The sequence below is a fragment of the Persicobacter psychrovividus genome (genome assembly GCF_036492425.1).
GTDB classification, from domain to species: Bacteria; Bacteroidota; Bacteroidia; order Cytophagales; family Cyclobacteriaceae; genus Persicobacter; species Persicobacter psychrovividus.
This window is the reverse complement of sequence record NZ_AP025300.1, coordinates 43,925-63,795: the sequence shown is the minus strand read 5'-3', so window position 1 is coordinate 63,795 and position 19,871 is coordinate 43,925. Positions and strand designations below refer to the sequence as shown.

The window sequence follows — 19,871 nt, the reverse complement described above, 5'->3', positions numbered from 1 at the left end:
AGTATGTCAAAAAAATCAATATCAATTTTGTTAGTTTTAGCATATGTATTATTTTTCTTCATACAAGAAAATTTTGAGAATCCATATGTTAAAAATGAATATTTTTATTCATTAAGCTTCAAAGGGAAAATAGAAGATAAAAAACAATTATCAACTGAACATAATATTGCGAGGTTTAGTGTTGTGAATGATTCAAGTAAGTTGATGATTGCTTTACCAAACAACCCAAACGAATTTTTTGAAACTATACAAGAAGGAGATTTCATATATAAAAGAAAAAATAGTATCTATTGTTATTTGATAAGAAATAGGGATACCATAAAATTACAGTTTTCCTTCCCTGAGGGAACGCCTTTAGATACTATAGCTTCATTTAATAATTAGAGTGTATAAAATAGGCCTCTCAGCAACGCTAAGTTTGGAATTTCAAAACTGAAGGTAACAAGTTCGAGGCATTCACTATTCAAAACACCACAACAGATCATGGACACTAACCATGATCTGCTTATTTTTATATTGATCACAAAAACATCAATCATGAAATACAAAACACTCTTTTTGCTCTTATTCATTTTCACGGCTATGAATAGCTTCGGGCGGCCTTATGTCGGTCGGAATATCATGTTCGGTAGTGGCCTGAATGAAAGTAATAAATAGGACCATGTAGGTAGTTTGGCTAAATCTTCTGAGGCTGCATTTCAGAAATTGAAGGTAGAGGTTTTTGGAGGAAATTGGCATTATCGGGCTTTGGGTAGGCGAAGCTATTCGATTTCGGTTAGGGATTAGGAGAACCATACCCATGCTAATGCATACACATGATTTGATCTAAAATCCTTATATTGCACAAGTAAAACCTAAAGCGCATTATGAAAGCATTAGCCATCGGCACATCAGATTTTAGAAAGATCCGATTAGAGGACTGTTATTATATCGATAAGTCATTGTTCATCGAAGAACTAATGGAGGGAAAAAGTCAAGCCTTACTATTCCCACGTCCTCGCCGATTTGGTAAAACGCTCAACATGAGCATGCTGAAATATTTTTTCGATATTGACCATGCCGAAGAAAACAAAAAGCTTTTTAAAGGTTTAGCCATCGAAAACTCTCCTGCATGGGGACACCAAGGGAAGTATCCCGTGATTTTTTTGACGTTTAAGGATTGGAAGGAGAAGAGTTTTGATGGAGCTATGGAAAGCATTCAAGATCAGCTTTCTAATTATGTAAAATCCAATTTCGGCTATATGCTTTCTTCTGATAAATTGGATGAATTTGATAAAGACTACCTTAAAAAGATCATTCAGTGGGAAGCGAAACGGATTCAAATTCAGAGATTTCTGCGTTATTTTGGTGAATTTTTGAAGAAACATCATGGCACCGCCCCCATCCTTTTAATCGACGAATACGACGCTCCGATTCATGCCGCCCATACCCACGGGTATTTACCTGAAATGCTCAATTTCATGCGCAATTTTCTTTCGGCAGGCTTTAAGGACAATGAGCATTTGACCAAAGGGATCATTACGGGCATCTTGCGAGTAGCAAAGGAGAATATTTTTTCTGGATTGAATAATATTACGACTTATTCGATTTTGAATCGTCAGTTTTCGGACAAATTTGGTCTGACGCAGGCGGAAGTAGATCAGTTACTCACCGATGCAGACTTTACGGAAGATCGGGAGAAGGTTGCGAATTGGTACAATGGTTATGCTTTTGGCGGCACCACGCAGATTTATAATCCATGGTCAATTTTGAATTATGTTGCTCACATCCCTGATGGGTTACGGGCTTATTGGGTCAATACTTCTTCCAATGAATTAATACAAGAGATCTTACCGAAGGCAGATAAAGCAACCCAAGATATTCTTTTCGATTTATTGAAAGGCGAAAAGGTAGCCGCGCAGATTGACGAGTTTACGGTTTTCAATGACTTATATGCTGGGCGAAAGACGACGGTTTTAGGTCTGTTATTATTTAGTGGGTACCTGACGGCAGAAGATCGCATCGATCTAAATACCTATGAATTGCGCATCCCGAATCAGGAGATCAAAAGTATGTTCCAGAATATGTTGCAAAATTATATCGGAACGAGCATCACCCAAGCCAAAGACACTGTTCTGATACAATCGCTATTGGAGCAAAGGGCGAATACTTTTGCCGAAGCGTTGGCACAATATGTAAAAACATCTTTCAGCTATTTCGACATTGGAAAAGAGGGCAACACAGAAAAGATCTACCATGCTTTTATGCTGGGTTTGCTGGCACATTTGGACAAAAATTACTACATCCGATCCAATCGGGAAGTCGGCTACGGTCGTGCAGATATCTATTTTTACCCAAAAGATACGACCAACCCTAAAGCTTGGATTTTGGAATTCAAGAAGAAAGATGCCGATGACAAGGGAGATTTGAAATCCCTTGCCGAAGATGCACTAAAGCAAATCTATGACCGTGATTATCTCGATGAAATCAAAGCCCACGGGCATACTGAAATTTTGTGTATGGGCGTTGCTTTTGAAGGTAAACAGGTGGTTTGTGCTTTTGATCGTTAATCCCTGATTATGAGCAACTGCAACTTCCTCAATTTACCCCAAAAGGTTATCATTAATGGTGAGGAAATTACCTATCTTTATGATGCTGCGGGGAATAAATTACAATTTAGTAATCCTGATGGCAGTACGGATTATGTCGCTGGAATCCATTATGAAGATGGAGCCTTAGCACTTGTTCAACATAGAGAAGGAAAGTATGACTTAAAAGGAGGTAAATATTTTTACAACCTAACCGATCATTTAGGGAACGTACGCCAAGTCTTGAATAAAGATGGGGTGGTACAGCAATCGACGGATTATTTCCATTCGGACTCGTGGCTCATCAAAATGGGGATGCTGGAAGTGTTAATAAATACCTGTATAACAACAAGGAACTGCAGGATATTACAGGATGGTATGACTATGGTGCGAGGATGTATGATGCGAGGATTGGTAGATTTCATACCCAAGATAGGTTCGCAGAGAAATATTTAGATTTTACTCCTTATCAGTATGGGGCGAATAATCCAATTAAATTTATTGATGTGAATGGGGATTCTATAAGCTTTTCAGATGCTTTAATTAATAATTCCAATGCATATGCATTAATAATGCATTATTTATTCAATACTGACAGTGGGAGAGATTTTTTTGCAAAATATGGAGATGAAGATGGGGAATTTTTTAGCACTAAAGTAGAATTTGATATCTTAAAAGGAGCCCCAGGAACACATGGTCAACACTATGCATATGCCACAGATGATAAGGGAAAACCACAATCATTAGGAACCAAAGAAGAAATTAAAGGTTATTCAAACGCAACAAATAAAGTATCAAAAGATCAACGAATAATTCATAAAATCAAGATTAAGCCTGCCCCACGCTATAATGGGCATTTAATCAGACCACGTAGGGTTATGACTATTGAACATGAAAAACAGCATCTAGAGTTAATGCAAAAAGATATTATGAGAGACGGAACAGTTGATTTGGATGAAAAACAACATCATAGTATTATGAAAAAAAATAAAGAGTTGAAAAATATGCGAGCAAAGGTCTATATCCAATGTGGAGGGAAAGCAAGGGGTAAGGAGTTGATAGATGAAATAAATGCATTTGATGATTAGATTAATTATAATAACGTTATTGATGATTATAACTTTACCTTATTGTTATGGTCAAAATGATAGAACTCTATTTATTGGTGGCTCCATGAGTCAAACATTAGCAAATAAAGAGGAGTTTTTTGTTACAAGTAATAAGCTAAAAAAAAATGACACTACTTTTTATACATCAGATATTTATCCTGGAATGGAGTTTGATTTTATCCATAACAAAATTTGCAGAATGGTTATAGGCAATAAAACATATTCTGCTAATAATTTAGTGTTTCACTCTACAGATTGTGGAGATTTTTATACTTTTTATGGGAATTTATTAGGTCAAAATAAATTCTTATTTTGTTTGCAAAAATCGGAGGGGATCATTGCTGTTGTTAATCTAAATAATGGCTCATTTGCAATTAAAGAAGATATTGAAAAACATGAAATGGCGGTAATTATTAGCTTATTATTTTCAAGGAAGTGACCTTGTGTCTTATCCTGAAATAACTTGGCAGTTTTCGTTCACTTTTTCATCAGGTATACATTGAAAGCAATTGTACTTTACTAAGTTTAGTGTTTTTAGATTACAATTCAAGAAGTCGCCACGATCCCACGGGAAATTTCAAAATTGGTAGTAAACCAAGTTCGAGGCGTATAATACCATTCAAAACACTACAACAGATCATGGACACTCTCCATGATCTGTTTATTTTTATACTTATCACAAAAACATCAATCATGAAATACAAAACACTATTTTTACTCTTATTCATTTTCACGGCTATGAACAGCTTCGGGCGGCCTTATGTCGGTCGGAATATCATGTTCGGCAGTGGTCTGAATGAAAGTAATAAATAGGACCATGTGGGTAGTTTGCCTAAATCTTCGGATGGTGCATTTCAGAAATTGAAAGTAGAAGTTTTTGGAGGAAACTGGCATTATCGGGCTTTGGGTACCCGTACCTATTCGATTTCAGTTAGGGATTAGGTGAATATCACTTGACTTGGTACAGACACATGATTTGATCTAAAATCCTTATATTGCACCAGGAAAACCTAAAGCGCATTATGAAAGCATTAGCCATCGGCACATCAGATTTCAAGGAGATCATCGAGACAGACGCTTATTATATCGATAAGACGTTATTCATCGAAGAATTAATGGTCGGTAATAAAGTTAAATCCGCACTATTTCCACGCCCTCGCCGATTTGGTAAAACCCTCAACATGAGCATGCTGAAATATTTCTTCGATATTGATCATGTCGAGGAAAATAGAAAGCTTTTTAAAGGTTTAGCGATTGAAAATTCTCCTGCATGGGAACACCAGGGAAAATACCCTGTGATTTTTTTGACGTTTAAGGAATTGAAATGTACTTCTATGGAGGAGTTCTTAGAAAAATTCTTGGACTTTCTCGTTGGCATAATTGAAAACAACTACCCTTATATCGAAAAAATAGAAGGCTTGGTGCGTAGTGAAAAACGATTTTTAAATCGCTTATTCGACTTTAATGCCAGCCAATCAGATTTAGAAAAGACCTTGAAAACGTTAGGAGCTATTCTAAATAAACACCACGGCACCGCACCCATCCTTTTAATCGACGAATACGACGCTCCGATTCATGCCGCCCATACCCACGGGTATTTACCTGAGATGCTCAATTTCATGCGGAATTTCCTTTCGGCTGGTTTTAAGGACAATGAGCATTTGACCAAAGGGATCATTACGGGCATCTTGCGAGTAGCAAAGGAAAATATTTTCTCAGGCCTGAATAATATTACGACCTACTCGATTTTGAATCGTCAGTTTTCGGACAAATTTGGTTTGACGCAGCCGGAAGTAGATCGGCTACTCAACGATGCGGACTGTACGGAAGATCGGGAGAAGGTTGCGAATTGGTACAATGGTTATGCTTTTGGTGGCACGACGCAGATTTATAATCCATGGTCAATTTTGAATTATGTTGCTCACATCCCTGATGGGTTACGGGCTTATTGGGTCAATACTTCTTCCAATGAATTAATACAAGAGATCTTACCGAAGGCAGATAAAGCAACCCAAGATATTCTTTTCGATTTATTGAAAGGCGAAAAGGTAGCCGCGCAGATTGACGAGTTCACAGTTTTCAATGACTTGTATGCTGGGCGAAAGACGACGGTTTTAGGTCTGTTATTATTTAGTGGGTACCTGACGGCAGAAGATCGCATCGATCTAAATACCTATGAATTGCGCATCCCGAATCAGGAGATCAAAAGTATGTTCCAGAATATGTTGCAAAATTATATCGGAACGAGCATCACCCAAGCCAAAGACACTGTTCTGATACAATCGCTATTGGAGCAAAGGGCGAATACTTTTGCCGAAGCGTTGGCACAATATGTAAAAACATCTTTCAGCTATTTCGACATTGGAAAAGAGGGCAACACAGAAAAGATCTACCATGCTTTTATGCTGGGTTTGCTGGCACATTTGGACAAAAATTACTACATCCGATCCAATCGGGAAGTCGGCTACGGTCGTGCAGATATCTATTTTTACCCAAAAGATACGACCAACCCTAAAGCTTGGATTTTGGAATTCAAGAAGAAAGATGCCGATGACAAGGGAGATTTGAAATCCCTTGCCGAAGATGCACTAAAGCAAATCTATGACCGTGACTATCTCGATGAAATCAAAGCTCACGGACATACGGAAATTTTATGTATGGGCGTTGCTTTTGAAGGCAAACAGGTGGTTTGTGCCTTTGATCGTTAACCCCTGGTTATAAGCAACTGCAACTTCCTCAATTTACCCCAAAAGGTTATCGTTAATGGTGAACAATTAGCATTCCTGAAATACAGAGTAATGAGGCTACCCATTATAAAATATCTCATGTAACGGTTATGGTGATGCTCGAAGGTATCGGTTTGAGAAAACGAAAAAACAGGAAGCATTATCAATCTAAAAACAGTCTTAAATTAGCTTAAATAGCTTTTTTTGATTTTGTTTAGTCATGGACATCACCTCTAAATATACCGACTCACTTAAGGATCATAACGATCTGAAGCACCGTTTTGAGGAGGCGCAAAAGTAGCTCGGATATTTCTTGAAATGGCGTAATGGGTCCAAATCAGAAAAGGTGCCTAAAGGGTAACTGGTCGATCAAAAGCAAATAGCTATTGGAGGGGAATAACCCCTTGATATTCTAATTGAAGAGCATGCAAAAAATACAAATTTAACCTTAGGGTTTTACCTTGTAAAGGTCGCAGAAATTAAGGATAAGCATGTGGTGCAAAAAAACATTGATAATGCATTTTTTCTCCCCCATCATTAAGAGGATTCCTCACCTTTCCTGGTGGGCATTTTCATTAATTTGAAAACGATAAATTTTTTAATGATGAGATATATAATACTACTTTTTCTATCAGCGCTACTGAGTTTTCGAAGCCTATGGGCGCAATCGTCTCGATATGATCGTACTGAGCGTCAAAAAATCAATGTTAATGCCGACTGGAAATTCGTTTTTGGAGCGCCAGAAATGAATTACAATAAGGTCAATTTTAACAGCGATGAGGCTACTGAAGTAAGCATTCCACATGGACTTCGACTTACTTCCTTCCGCATGGACAGTACCAAAGACAATAGATATCAGAAAAATTACCTGCGAGATATCGGTTGGTATCAGAAAAAAATGGTTATTAATGCTAAGGCTCACCAAAAAGTCTTTTTGGAATTTGAGGCCGTACACAACGTAACTGATTTGTGGGTTAACGGTCAACATGTCGGCCAACATAGTTTAGGAGGATACACCCCTTTCCACTTTGATATTACCGATTTTGTCAATAGAGGTACCGAGAATACGATCACAATCAAAGCAGATAACAGCTTTGACCCAAGTATCTCTCCAGATCCTGACGCTTCGGATTTTGTGAAATTTGCTGGAATTTATCGTGATGTATATTTGGTCGTTACCGACCCTGTTCATGTTGGTTTCAATTGGGAGGATATCAATGCAGGCGTACATATTACAACCCCTGCGGTCAATAAACGAAGTGGAACAGTAACTATTAAGACTAATGTAAAGAATGAATGGGATAAAGCTCAAAAAGTAACCGTGGAAACCAGGGTGGTCAATGCCGAAGGGATCGTGCTCAAAAAGCTAAGCAATGAAAAAACCATTCCTGCCAAAAGCAATACCTCCTTCCATCAGACTACTGGAATAGACCGAGATTTTCATTTATGGTCTCCAGATTCACCCTATTTATATCGAGCAATTTCAACCATTTATGTTGAAAATAAAGCGGTAGATTTTGTGGAAAACAGCTTCGGATTCCGTTGGTTTGAGCTTGTTGCTGGACAAGGGTTGCTTCTGAATGGAGAGCCCCTTTTCTTAATCGGTGTCAATCGTCATCAGCACTTCCCTATAATCGGGGATGCCGTCCCCAATAGCCTTCAAATTCAAGAAGCTAAAATGTATAAAGAGGCGGGGATGAATGCGGTTAGAACCTCACATTATACCCAAGATGATGCCTTCATAGAAGCTTGCGATAAATTAGGGCTGATTGTTTACGAGGAAGCCCCTACTTGGATTGATTGGGGGGATAAATTATGGTGGCAAAAACTCGAAATGGTCACTCGTAGAATGATTCGAAACCACAAAAACCATCCATCGATCTTGTTTTGGGGTGCGGGTATTAACCACCGAGGCCCCGTGCCTCAGATGCAGTATGCGGTAAAAGAGGAAGACCCATTTAGACTTACCGCTTCAGCGAGTAGTGCATGGAATGGCGTTAAAAATGCGGGCATTACCGACATTTACGCCACAATGGACTACCGTTGGACTTCAATGCCTGATGGTGATTTTGCCATGTCGATGGAGCATGGTTGTCACCCTAATAGTGAAGCGAACCAATTTCACATTTCTCGCTATAAGGAAAGAAAAAATAATATAGGTTGCTTTGCATGGCTCGGAGCCGATTATAATCGACTTGGCCCTGATAACGAACCAAACAAAGAGAAAATGTCAGACTACGCTGTCCTGACGGCATTCCGCTTACCTAAACCGGTTTATTATTGGTATCAGTCCGAATTGACCCCGGCTCCTATGGTTCATATTGGGGATCATCGCGCTTCAAACAATGGAAAAGTACGCGTCTTCAGTAATGCACAAGTTGTAGAACTGTATCAGGATGGGCAATTGATGGCCACCCAAACGGCAGATAATAGCGAACAAAAAAATAACTTAAACCATCCTTCTTTCACCTTTTTCCATGATTGGAAGGCGGGGCAATTGGAAGCCGTAGCCTATAAGAATGGTGTGGTTGTCGCAAGAGATCAAAGGACAAAAGCTCAAAAACCCTATAAAATTCGTTTGGAGAAAACTGACGATGTTGGATTTGGAGATGGAGATATGCAATTAGTGCATGCATATATTGAAGATAAATGGGGTAATCTGTGTTCGGACTACACGGAACGTATCAACTTTAAATTAACCGGTGATGGCAAATTGATCGATGACCCGAAAGCGCTGACCAACCCAGCAGAGGTATTTGATGGTATTGCCTCCATATATGTAGCCGCAACAGCAGGAGATAGTAAGTTTAAAGTTGAGGCCTTTAGAAAGGGTTTAAAAAGTGGGCATATCACCGTAAATACAAAGAATATTGATGCAAATGTAATTGAAAATGAGTACCGTCCTGTCTATGATTACCCAAGAATAATGGTGGATATTGGTGGCAAAAAGCAATATGTACAACATGAATTTGAAGCATGGACCGAATCCAAAAGCTTTAAACTTAAAGGTTTTAATGAGGCAGTAGCAAGTTTAGATGCGACAAAAATAGATTGGTCAGGTGGAGCAAGTATGCTGGGTAATCTTAGTTTTATGGGGGCTGACGCTGCCTATGCTACAAAGGGCAAACTATCATTGACCTTAAGCAGCTTACCGGCGGGCACCTACAAATTGGAAACCTATCACCACGTTCGCTTACAGAAATTTAAACTTCCCAAAATCATCCATTGTGACATACAGGATGAACGAGGACTTTCACAAAGGATTTCCGATGACCATGGTGTTTTCTATATGAAACATGATGACGCACAAGAAAGAAAACCATTATTTATGGTTAACTATATTGTATCCAATGGAAAAGATCCAATAGTCTTAGACTTTTACAATGAAAATATAGAGCAAAGTATTTGGTTAAATGGATTGATCTTAGAGCAAGTTAATGCTGTGGATCAACCCAACTTATAATCGATAAATAACTATTACAGAATTAATGAACCAAACCTATTTGATTAAATTTTTTTATGAAAAAGTTAATTTCATTTTTATGGTTTTTAACCACTATAACTTTTTTTGCTGAGGCCAATATCACGAAACAACGATATTCCAAATCAGCCCAACCCACCATTGAAAAATGGGAGGTTTTAGATATTTCTTTCAAAGCCAAAGTTGGAAAGATTAACCCGTTCATCACTAACTTTGATGCCCTGTTTACTGCTCCTAACGGACGGACCCAAAAAGTGCCCGGATTTTACAATGGAAATAATGAATGGGTTATTCGATTTTCAGCAAAGCAAGAAGGTCAGTGGACTTTTACGACCCAATCCAAGATCAAGGCACTGAATGCTCGTAGCGGACAAGTCATTGTAAATAAAAATAATACGAAAGGATACAAGGGTGCGGTGGTAATTCCAGAGGCCAGGCCGGATCGTTTTTTCTACGAAAACGGAGATCCATATATGCTGATGGCTTTCGAGTGTGATTGGTTACATGCCTTGGATTACCACAATGAAAATGGGATGCCCAAAACAGACCGTTTGTTAGAAGTTGTTAAGGAAAATGGCTTCAATCAAATCATCATGAATGTTTTTACCTACAACATATCCGGTAAAGGTGAATGGGCTAAAGATGAGAAATTAGTAAACCATCCGGAATATGAATTTGGTGGCCCAGACGATATTTTCCCCTTTTTAGGAAATAATGAAAATCCTGATTATTCATCATTGAATATTGATTTTTTCAAAAAGTTTGATCGTGTAATTGACCTTATGCATGATAGGCAAATGGTCTCCCACTTGATGATATATGTCTGGAATAAATTAGTTGCCTGGCCTGAGATGTATAGCGAGGCTGACAATATGTATTTTGATTATGTCGTAAAACGGTATCAGGCATTCCCAAATATTATGTGGGATATTTCAAAAGAAGCCTTATTCTATGGCAGAGCTGATGATCAATATATACTTGAACGATTGGAACGCTTTAGAAAACTAAATGATTTCAATAGAACCGTCAGCGTTCACGATTATGGCTTTTGTGCGCGTCATCCGGAAACAGTTGATTATATTTCAAGGCAAACATGGGATTATAGCTTGTATTCACAAATGCTAAATGACCGCAAAAGATTTAAAAATAAGCCAATCTTCAATATCGAACATGGTGGTTATGAAGAAGCCCATTTTCAGGTATTTACGGGCGTTTACACCAATGCAGAGGTTTGTTTAAAAAGAAATTATCAGTGTGCTTTTGCTGGGGCATATTCTACCTATTATTGGCAAGGTCTCTCTTGGGATGTAATGATTCATGACCCTGAAGCACAACCTGAAAATTGGTATCGCCCAAAATTGGAGTACTTTAAATATTTTACTGATTTATTCACGAAGTATCACTGGCATAAATTTAAGCCAACTCCTGGTCATAACTCAAGTGGTTATTCTATGGCCGATGGAGAGGGAACATTCCTCATGTATGTCCCTAAGGAAGTTTATATGATACGAGCGCAATACCTGTTTAATAAAAACTACAAGCCAGGAAAATATAGATGGTTCAATACCCTAACGGGAGAATACACTCCTTATAAGCAATTACCTGATATAAGGGCTCCATTTTACAGTCCTTGGAAAGACATTGCCGACGCAGTTCTTATTGTTGAACAGGATCAAAATAGCTAAATGCGAATTTTATGGCTCATACAAAACCCCATCTTCATTATCTATTGAAAATGGGGTTTGTGTATTTGAAAGGGTAGTATTTGTTTTAGAACAAAAGTACGTTAGCCGCTAATTTCAGCTGAGTTCACCACCCTCAAGCGGTCTTCAATGACGGCCTGAATCTTGGGCAAGACCTCCTTCATAATAAAAGGCGGGTAGGCAGACTTTCCTGCAGCCTGTATTCCTTCCCCCATATATTTCATATAGGTAGTATGGACAACGGTTCCGATATTGATTTTACAAATACCCATCGAAATGGCTTTTTGAATATCTTCATCAGGAATTCCGGTACCACCATGCAAAACAAGGGGTGTTTCTACTACGGCTGCTATCTCGCTTAATCGCTTAAAATTGATTTTTGGTACTTCAGGCGTAAACCCATGCGCTGTACCGATACCAACAGCAATCAAATCAGGCTTTGCTTCCTCATTTAATCGAGCTACCTGTTCTACAGAAGCCAAAAAATCATCGTCAGACTTTACAACAACCTCTCTGCCAAGAATCTTTCCTATTTCCGCTTCAACAACTACTCCTTTTTTATGAGCATACGCAACGACTTCTTTGGTTGATGCAATGTTTTGTTCAAGGGGCAAATGTGAGCCATCAAACATCACTGAATCATAGCCAGCATCAACTGCGGCTTTGCATAATTCAATCGAGGTACTATGATCAAGGTGAAGATACACATTGTGCTTTGCCTTTTTTCGAACACCCTCAACCATGGCCGCAAAAACCTCTACACCGACAAGCTCTGCCACGGGAGGGTAAGTCATCACCATCAGGTGGGTATCTTGTTGATTGGCTGCATCAACAGCTGCTTTCAAATCGTAATTGTCATTCACGTTGAATGCAGCTAAACATTTACCATGCTTGCGATACCCCTTCAATAAAGCCGACAAGTTGGTGTATTTTTTCGAAAATTGATTCTCCATTACTATACTATATGGGTTGCTAAAAGAGCTTAGCAACCCTGTTCAAAGCTTATTTACTTCTACCTGAAATTTTACTACCCTTTGCAGGAATATCCATTTCTTCAATAGATAGCCAGTGGTTCAGCTCGCGAATGTCCTCAAGGCGATGCCCACGAGTAATAATCCAATGGTGGTCACATCCATTATCCATCACGGTTGAAAGAATATCGGTTGCCTGATGAACTTCAGGTAAAACCTCCATATAACTACCTCGGAAAGCCATCTCTGAAGCCTCGATCTCGCCTTCCCAAGTCATTATTTTTACGGCATTAGGATGCTGAATTTTTGCAATAGTAACTGGACCCAAACGGTGAAGAAATTCTACCAACATTCCGAAGGTTTCCCCTTCAGGGTAATTCTCCAAAATACTATGCATACGCACTTCAAAGCCTGTTTCTTCGCGCATCAATTTGGTAGAGGCTCCACCACAATGCCAGAAACCTATTCTGTTGTCGTTTTGATTAATCAAAGACAAATCCATCAATGTTGGTAGTCCCTCACACAAGGTCAGCTGATTCATTACGACCATGGTCAATAGTGCCCCCATATCCGACTCATCTGCAACAGGAATACCTACATCCTGAATTAACGCACCCGCACCATCACCCGCAATACCATAATGATCAAATAGTTCAGGCCAGTTTTTTAGCCCAATTCCAATGTAATTGTTCACACGGCTGTAATCGGCAACAGAAAGTGCCAGTCGGATAGATTTCATCAACTGATCCTCTGGTACATTATTGTATTTACAGGCCGGATGATCCAATAATTCTTGTTTGATTTCCGCAATATCTTCATCATTGAACTTTTCCCCATGTTTCCAAATGGTTTCAAAATCCACACGATCGACCAATAGGCCATATTTTTCCAAAAGTGCCAGCTCATTCATCTCACAATCATAGAATCCAGGCACACGGAAACCACCAACCATACCAATAACACGCTGATTCATCGATGCTTTGGCATAAACAGCGTTGGCAAAAGGCATTAAGCGTTCAGACAAATGCGCTGAAGTAGGCGCCTCATATATCCATGAATATTTAACATTAGAATTACTGAGGATATTCAATACAAAGTTTTGTCCACATAGGCGGTTGTTGGATAATCGTCCACCGGTCGCTTCGTCATGTGTCCAGCTTAATAATGGAATTTGATTCTGTTGGAAAAAGCGAGCGGTTGTTGCTGCAAGATCTCCCGCCATATAACTGGCCTGATAAATGATAATACCATCGACCGCTTCTTTTTTCATCGCATTGAGCCAACTAAGCATATCCTCTTTGGTTTGAACAGGTTCATCTGCACAAAAAAGCTCAAAGCTGTCAGAAGGAAAGGTCTCTGCCAATCTATTTTTGGCAATAGCATAATTTTCAAGAATGGAATCCCAGTCAAAATGCAACTCAAAACCAATACCTACCAAAGCTATTTTGGCCTTAAATTTAGGCGCTGCCGGGGTGATTAATTTTTCGAATAAATGCGTTACAACGCCTTGGTTCATTGAAATTGTTTCCATAATGGTATCTTAAAAAATTAAATATTTGTTAGTTGTGCTAAATTGGATTCCATAAACTCCCGAGTAGGGAACTTTGTCCGTCCTCCAAAAACGGTCGCCACTTGAGCGGCAAAAAAGCTACCATAGTTCATCGCTTCAGCAACTGACATTCCTTGCAGGATAGCAGAGGTAAAAGCGGCATGAAAAGCGTCTCCACAACCGGTAGTATCAACGACATCTACCTTATAGGCTGCTTGGCGGATGAGCTGTCCATTAACAACAGCTACCGAGCCATTTATGCCATCTGTAATGACAACAGTTCCGTTAGTCATTTTATCAATGGCCAATGCACAGTCTTCGATATCCCTTTGTTCTGAGAGCGTTTGAGCTCCGGACAAGGGTAAAATAGGATAAGTAGCCAATGCGACCATCTCTTTCATTACTTCGATAGGAGCAGACTCCATATCCAACACAGAAATTTTGTTATGTTTTTTTGCTAAACGTAGAAGATGTGTATTTACCTCCGTGTCGTATCCATCAACAATGACCAATCGAGTATCAATGATGTCCTGTTCAACGACATCAGAAGGAGAAAGGGGATAATACCCAGTCACTGAATATAGCACCGTGCGTTCACCTTCACCATCCACCTGAACAATTGCAATAGCAGGCTGTGCATCGGTGCGGTGGATCATTTTATCCGTCCTGACACCATGTCGTTCAAGTTCTGTTTTCCCAATCTGACTCAGGGTGTTATCACCCAGGTAGCCCAAAAAATGAATTTCATGCCCTAAGGCCGAGATCCCACACGCAGCATTACCTGCTGGTGCGCCTCCTTGTACAATAATTTTCTCACAAGCCGTTTTTCCTCCATAAGGAATATTCTGCGGCACTGCGGCTAAAAGATCGACCACATTTAGGCCATTACATAGTACTTCCATAGTCAAAAAATTTATACCTAAAGATAGCGCTATCGCTCAAGCCAAAATAAATTCCATATTCATCAAAATATGTACTATATTGATATAGATATCTACCTATTGTATTTTTTAGTGTAATATAGATCAGAATGAAAGCCCAACTCGAAGTCATCCCACATCAGTTCAATAGTAGTTTAAGTGCATTTTATTACGAAGCTGATAGCTTTCAGAGCCCTTGGCATTATCATCATGAGTATGAATTAACGTACATCATTAAAAGTACAGGACTGCGGTACGTTGGGACGAGCATTGAGAATTTTCAGGTAGGAGATTTGGTTTTAATAGGCCCTAATTTACCGCATGCCTGGGCAAATGTAAAGGACTATCAACAGGGAGCAAGTTCAATTTACCTGCAATGGAAGAGTGGTGAGCTGACCAATTTTTTTGGATGTTTACCTGAGTTTGAACAGATAGATCGCTTACTTAATCGTGCTGCTTCCGGCATCTGTTTTCCTGTTCAGGATCAGCAAATTAATTATGGGTTCCGAATGATGGAGCTGTATAAGCGCAAAAAAACCGAACGATTATTTCATTTTATGGAATTGTTGCATGATCTAAGTCAAGAGACGAATTATCACCTTTTATCAGATGATGGCTCTGCTATCCATAAGTCACAAAAGGCCGATGATCGCATCAAAAGAATGGTCGAATACCTTAGCTTAAATTATAGTCTTTCATTGACCGTAGATCAGATGGCGGAACTGACCTGCATGACAAAAGTTGCCTTTTGCCGCTTTTTTAAGAGCACTTTCAAAAAGACATTTACTCAATATTTAAACGAAGTCAGAATTCACCATGTGTGTCAAGAACTTCAATGCTCCAACGCACCTTTGATTGATATAGCTATGCAAAGTGGTTATTCAAATATGTCTTATTTTCATCGTAAATTTAAAGAGATTATGAAGGTGAGTCCGCAGCAATATCGATTGAAGTTTAGGTATTGAAAGGATGGTGGGAATATTTTTGGGCGATATTCTTATTGTCGTATTTAACATAATCTCTATTATAAAAACGATTGTGTCGTCCTGAATATAGTTGGCAACTTCTTTATAAATGGTTGAAAATTAGAAAATAAAGAAAATGCAAATTCAGGAAGTTAAAATCAGTGCTAAAAAAAACGGGTCAGATCAAGCGAATTACGAACAAAAAATATGGCTGTATATTGCTAGATTTCAAGGCTTACGACAAATTGTATTTACATAAAGCCAGGTTTAGAGCGTATTTAGAAACTCAATATTCTACTGTCAATATTGAGTACTAAACACGCTCATATTCACCATACTAAAAGAAATTTCCTACGGGCGAGGTTCCGCTAATATAAGGCTTAGATTATCGATATAAACTTTCGATAACCCATTATCTCCTCCCGTCAAAAAGAAAGTAAGCATAAAATTTATTTCGACATCACTTCCCGTATATTCAAATGTTTTAGAATAGCTTGTCCATTGGCCGCTCTTCCCATAGTTTACCCATAACGAAGGATAGCCACTAACACTCCATGGTAAGAATATCGGAGACCCTCCAACATTACTTGGGTTATCAGAAGGCGTGTTATACCGATAACTAAATGTGTACATTTGTCCTTTAACTAAGGGTAGTTTGGTTTTCGTATCCATTAACACTCTACCACTTGCACCATTATCAACATCCACTTCCAATACATATTTACTGTTCTCATGTACTCCTGCTGGTGCTTGAGAAGCCGGAATTACCTGTGCAGTTTTCATCGGTGTATCCCAACGGAACGCCCAATTACTTGCCATTAATGATCCTGCCTCAAAGCCAAAAACTTGCTGATCTTCACATAAATCCACTACGTACATCTCAACGGGAACATCTTCGAAAGCCTCCAATTTCCGCTCATCACGAGAGCTAATGTCTCCATCCCAGGAAACGGTTATTCGGTCACTATTATATATTTCTCCTGCCAGTTTAAGATTAATGAGATATTTATGGCGACTATCAATGGTAGCTGATAAAACCTTAATCTGCTCTTTAAAGCCATTATCATTTTCGACTACCACCTTAAAGTTATCCTCTTCATTAATTAATTTTGAAATTTCTCCATTAGTTGTAACCTGGATAGTCTGATCAGGAAGTTCCTTCAAAGAACCAACTATCTGGAAGGGATGAGATGACTGAATAACATTTACGTAATAAGGTAATCTTCTAAATGCATAACCTGTTGGAATACCATCTCCAGATCTGTTTGAACTAATCGCAGTAGTGAAAGTCCCTAAGCTGTAGTAATTAACTTTAGACCGTATTGCTCCTTGATCAGATACCTGCGCACCTGAAGCAATCCAACTTCGGGCTGTAGGTCTCCCTACTTTTGTTGAATCTACCAACTCTAAATATCCGCCAGCTTCAACGTCAATGACTGGCCACTTAGTCGTATCTTGCTCTAAATCATTTAGCTCTTCTTTAGAAAAAGAATATAGTAATTCCTCATTACCATTATACACCTCTACTGCTGCTTGAATACTATCATAAACATCGATTGTAAATGTCTTTGCTATTTGCCACTCCCCATCTATAAATTCAGCATTTATCGTATCATTTCCGATATAGTAAACAGAATCTTCAAATGAATTGTAGAGATTAACCTCATACTCACCTGCCCGATTAAACAATAGGTGTATTGTATTATCAGAGGATATCCTTGATTGATCTTCTCTGATAAATTTTGTATAGTCCAAATCTGTTATTTTTATGTTTCCATCTAAAAAATATACTTGATTTTTCGTACTATCATCTAAAATCCAGGCAGAATAAGTAGAACCTTGGGAAAGGTTAACAAACGAGGCATATTTTGTGATTCCAATATTCCCATTGGTGGAAACATTCCAACGAGCGTCGGAGAGTTTTGGCCTGATCTCCTCGTGTTGGCAACTAATAGAAAGAAATACCATTAGCAGGAGAGATACTAAATATAAATTATTAATTTTCATTAGATTAAAAATTTTATTTTTAAAATCCATTACATACATTAAATGAATTCAATTATTTAGGGTTAAAAATATTTGGGTTTGAAGCTTTCTCAATATTTGGAATTGGGAAATAGTCATGAGAATCCTCGTTATAATTAGCTGCCGCCTGGGTGTAATCGATTAAATTAATATTCGGATAGTCAGGGTTATATCCCTCCTTAATTACACAATTGTAGCGTACTTTATTTTCTCCCTGCTCATCGATATAGTTAAAATTATCTACTGTATAGGTAATTTCGGATAGCTCTTGAAACCGCTGTTTCGTAATTCCCCAACGGCGAAGATCCAACTGACGAATGGCGTATCCATCTAAAGCAAGTTCTAATGGCCGTTCGACGTACATCAAATGTTCCATTAACTTCATGGCGTCATAGTTAATGTTATCTATCGTCGATTGTGGAAAGTTAATATCCTTCGTGTCACCTAAAAGTGTCAAAGCGGATCGATTTCTCACTCGATTAATGTAACGAATAGCTTCTTCGACCCCAGACTCATCAGTTCCTCCTTTTATTAGTGCTTCAGCATACATTAAATAAACATCTGCCAAACGCATTAATCGAAAGTTGATTCCGGACTGATTATTCAAATCAGCTTCACTTTGTGCAATATCCCAATTCGAATATTTCCGAAAATATGCACATTCCAAATTACTAAATTGTGCTCTGATTACCGTAGGAGAAGCCCCATAATAAATCAAATCACGGTCATCAGGAAGTGCTATCGAATAGGAGGTGCGCAATGAATAATCCCTTAATCTTGTCTTCTGTACTTCTTCGCCAGTCTCAGGGTCAATCTCAGTATAAACAATGAGGTTCCGCGAATCATTAGGGTCCAATGCATCATTTTTATAGGCCATTATTAACCAGCAGCTCGGAATTAGGCTTCTCCAGCCTCCAACTTGGCTAATAAGCATAGCGTAGATACTTTTCGTTCCTTTGGAAGAATATACCGTTTCCTCAAGTTTAAAATTTAGATCATAGGAGATCTCCAAAATAGACTCCTCATTAAACTCACCCTTCGTTGTACTATTCTCACCTACGTGCGCTAATCTATAAACGCCACTATCAATGACCTCTTTAAAGTACCTTGCTGCGTTAACGTAATCCTTTTCATAGAGATAACTCGTGCCTAAAATCGCCCCCACCGTTCCCTTGCTTACTCTTCCCAACATCTGTGGATCCAAAGGTACTCCTTCACCATTGAAGCCCGTTCTGGTCAATGGTAAATGTTGATGTGCAAACTCAAAATCTTTTCTAAAGAATTCAATGACCTGCTCCGATGGACTGACAGTCTGATAGAATTCTTTTTCTGATTGAGGTACAAAATCAAAAATCACCACCTGCCCCTGATTGAAAGAAGAGTGCGCATAAAAATGAAACAACCCTCGGAAGAACCTCGCCTCGGCCATCAATAGAACCCACTTCGCTTTGTCCTCCTCGGTATTCATCTGATCTTCAATCCCTTCAAGCCCCTTGATGACTTGATTTGCCCTAAAAATCCCTTTATAAAGTTCACTCCATTTATTGTTCCCAGGCTTAGAGCCATCAGTAAAAGTCTGGAGGTAGAATTCATTGGTTGCATTAGGTCGCCCGTAACCAGGCCAGGCCAAATCAGCCCTTAAAGACTCTGGCACTAACTCAACAATAGATGGATTACGCAGCTGATTATAAACTGCAATCATTCCTGATTCACAGTCCCTTAAATTTTTCCAAAAATTATCCGTGGATATGGCGTTGGGATTTACTTCTGTCAAAAAATCATCACAACCACTTATGGAGATAGTCAACATCACCATAAATAAAATTTTATTTATAACTTGTCTCATTGCTAAAAA

The 19,871-nt window shown here is 38.8% G+C and carries 13 protein-coding genes; 8 read left to right on the top strand and 5 right to left on the bottom strand.

Annotated features, from left to right (window positions below):
* Positions 1 to 3 precede the first annotated feature (3 nt).
* The 7 genes from AABK40_RS22785 (at position 4) to AABK40_RS22755 (ending at position 11,568) form a co-directional block, all read left to right on the top strand.
* Positions 4 to 384: a hypothetical protein gene (locus tag AABK40_RS22785; protein WP_338399556.1), complete on the top strand. Its 381-nt coding sequence runs from the start codon at positions 4 to 6 to the stop codon at positions 382 to 384.
* A gap of 482 nt (positions 385 to 866) precedes the next feature.
* Positions 867 to 2,549 (top strand): AAA family ATPase, encoded by a 1,683-nt coding sequence (locus tag AABK40_RS22780; RefSeq protein ID WP_338399555.1) that lies wholly within the window; start codon positions 867 to 869, stop codon positions 2,547 to 2,549.
* 314 nt (positions 2,550 to 2,863) lie between these two features.
* On the top strand, positions 2,864 to 3,655 hold the full coding sequence (locus tag AABK40_RS22775; protein ID WP_338399554.1) for an RHS repeat domain-containing protein: 792 nt from the start codon (positions 2,864 to 2,866) through the stop codon (positions 3,653 to 3,655).
* 22 nt (positions 3,656 to 3,677) lie between these two features.
* Positions 3,678 to 4,115, top strand: a complete 438-nt coding sequence (locus AABK40_RS22770; RefSeq protein ID WP_338399553.1) for a hypothetical protein — start codon at positions 3,678 to 3,680, stop codon at positions 4,113 to 4,115.
* Between the two features lie 583 nt (positions 4,116 to 4,698).
* Positions 4,699 to 6,384 carry an AAA family ATPase gene (locus tag AABK40_RS22765; protein ID WP_338399552.1) on the top strand — a complete coding sequence of 562 codons (1,686 nt, stop codon included), beginning with the start codon at positions 4,699 to 4,701 and terminating at the stop codon, positions 6,382 to 6,384.
* Positions 6,385 to 7,003: 619 nt separating this feature from the next.
* On the top strand, positions 7,004 to 9,865 hold the full coding sequence (locus AABK40_RS22760; protein ID WP_338399551.1) for a glycoside hydrolase family 2 TIM barrel-domain containing protein: 2,862 nt from the start codon (positions 7,004 to 7,006) through the stop codon (positions 9,863 to 9,865).
* A 56-nt stretch (positions 9,866 to 9,921) separates the two neighbouring features.
* Entirely contained in the window at positions 9,922 to 11,568 is a 1,647-nt protein-coding gene (locus AABK40_RS22755) for a DUF5060 domain-containing protein (RefSeq protein WP_338399550.1), read from the top strand.
* 101 nt (positions 11,569 to 11,669) lie between these two features.
* On the opposite strand, the gene AABK40_RS22750 is transcribed toward AABK40_RS22755, so the two are convergent.
* From AABK40_RS22750 to AABK40_RS22740, 3 genes are read right to left on the bottom strand one after another with little or no spacing between them, the layout of a single operon-like run.
* Positions 11,670 to 12,539, bottom strand: coding sequence for a class II fructose-bisphosphate aldolase (locus AABK40_RS22750; protein WP_338399549.1), 870 nt, complete (start codon positions 12,537 to 12,539; stop codon positions 11,670 to 11,672).
* Positions 12,540 to 12,588: 49 nt separating this feature from the next.
* On the bottom strand, positions 12,589 to 14,088 hold the full coding sequence (locus AABK40_RS22745; RefSeq protein ID WP_338399548.1) for an L-fucose/L-arabinose isomerase family protein: 1,500 nt from the start codon (positions 14,086 to 14,088) through the stop codon (positions 12,589 to 12,591).
* A 17-nt stretch (positions 14,089 to 14,105) separates the two neighbouring features.
* Positions 14,106 to 15,008, bottom strand: coding sequence for a carbohydrate kinase family protein (locus AABK40_RS22740; protein ID WP_338399547.1), 903 nt, complete (start codon positions 15,006 to 15,008; stop codon positions 14,106 to 14,108).
* A 128-nt stretch (positions 15,009 to 15,136) separates the two neighbouring features.
* Here AABK40_RS22740 and AABK40_RS22735 point away from each other — a divergent pair, with 128 nt between their 5' ends.
* The gene (locus AABK40_RS22735) at positions 15,137 to 15,991 is read left to right on the top strand and encodes an AraC family transcriptional regulator (protein ID WP_338399546.1); all 855 of its coding nucleotides are present in this window, start codon (positions 15,137 to 15,139) and stop codon (positions 15,989 to 15,991) included.
* A 351-nt stretch (positions 15,992 to 16,342) separates the two neighbouring features.
* Here AABK40_RS22735 and AABK40_RS22730 read toward each other — a convergent pair whose 3' ends face one another.
* Both AABK40_RS22730 and AABK40_RS22725 read right to left on the bottom strand, forming a co-directional pair.
* Entirely contained in the window at positions 16,343 to 18,028 is a 1,686-nt protein-coding gene (locus AABK40_RS22730) for a hypothetical protein (RefSeq protein ID WP_338399545.1), read from the bottom strand.
* Positions 18,029 to 18,050: 22 nt separating this feature from the next.
* Positions 18,051 to 19,862: a RagB/SusD family nutrient uptake outer membrane protein gene (locus AABK40_RS22725; RefSeq protein ID WP_338399544.1), complete on the bottom strand. Its 1,812-nt coding sequence runs from the start codon at positions 19,860 to 19,862 to the stop codon at positions 18,051 to 18,053.
* Between the last annotated feature and the right edge of the window lie 9 nt (positions 19,863 to 19,871).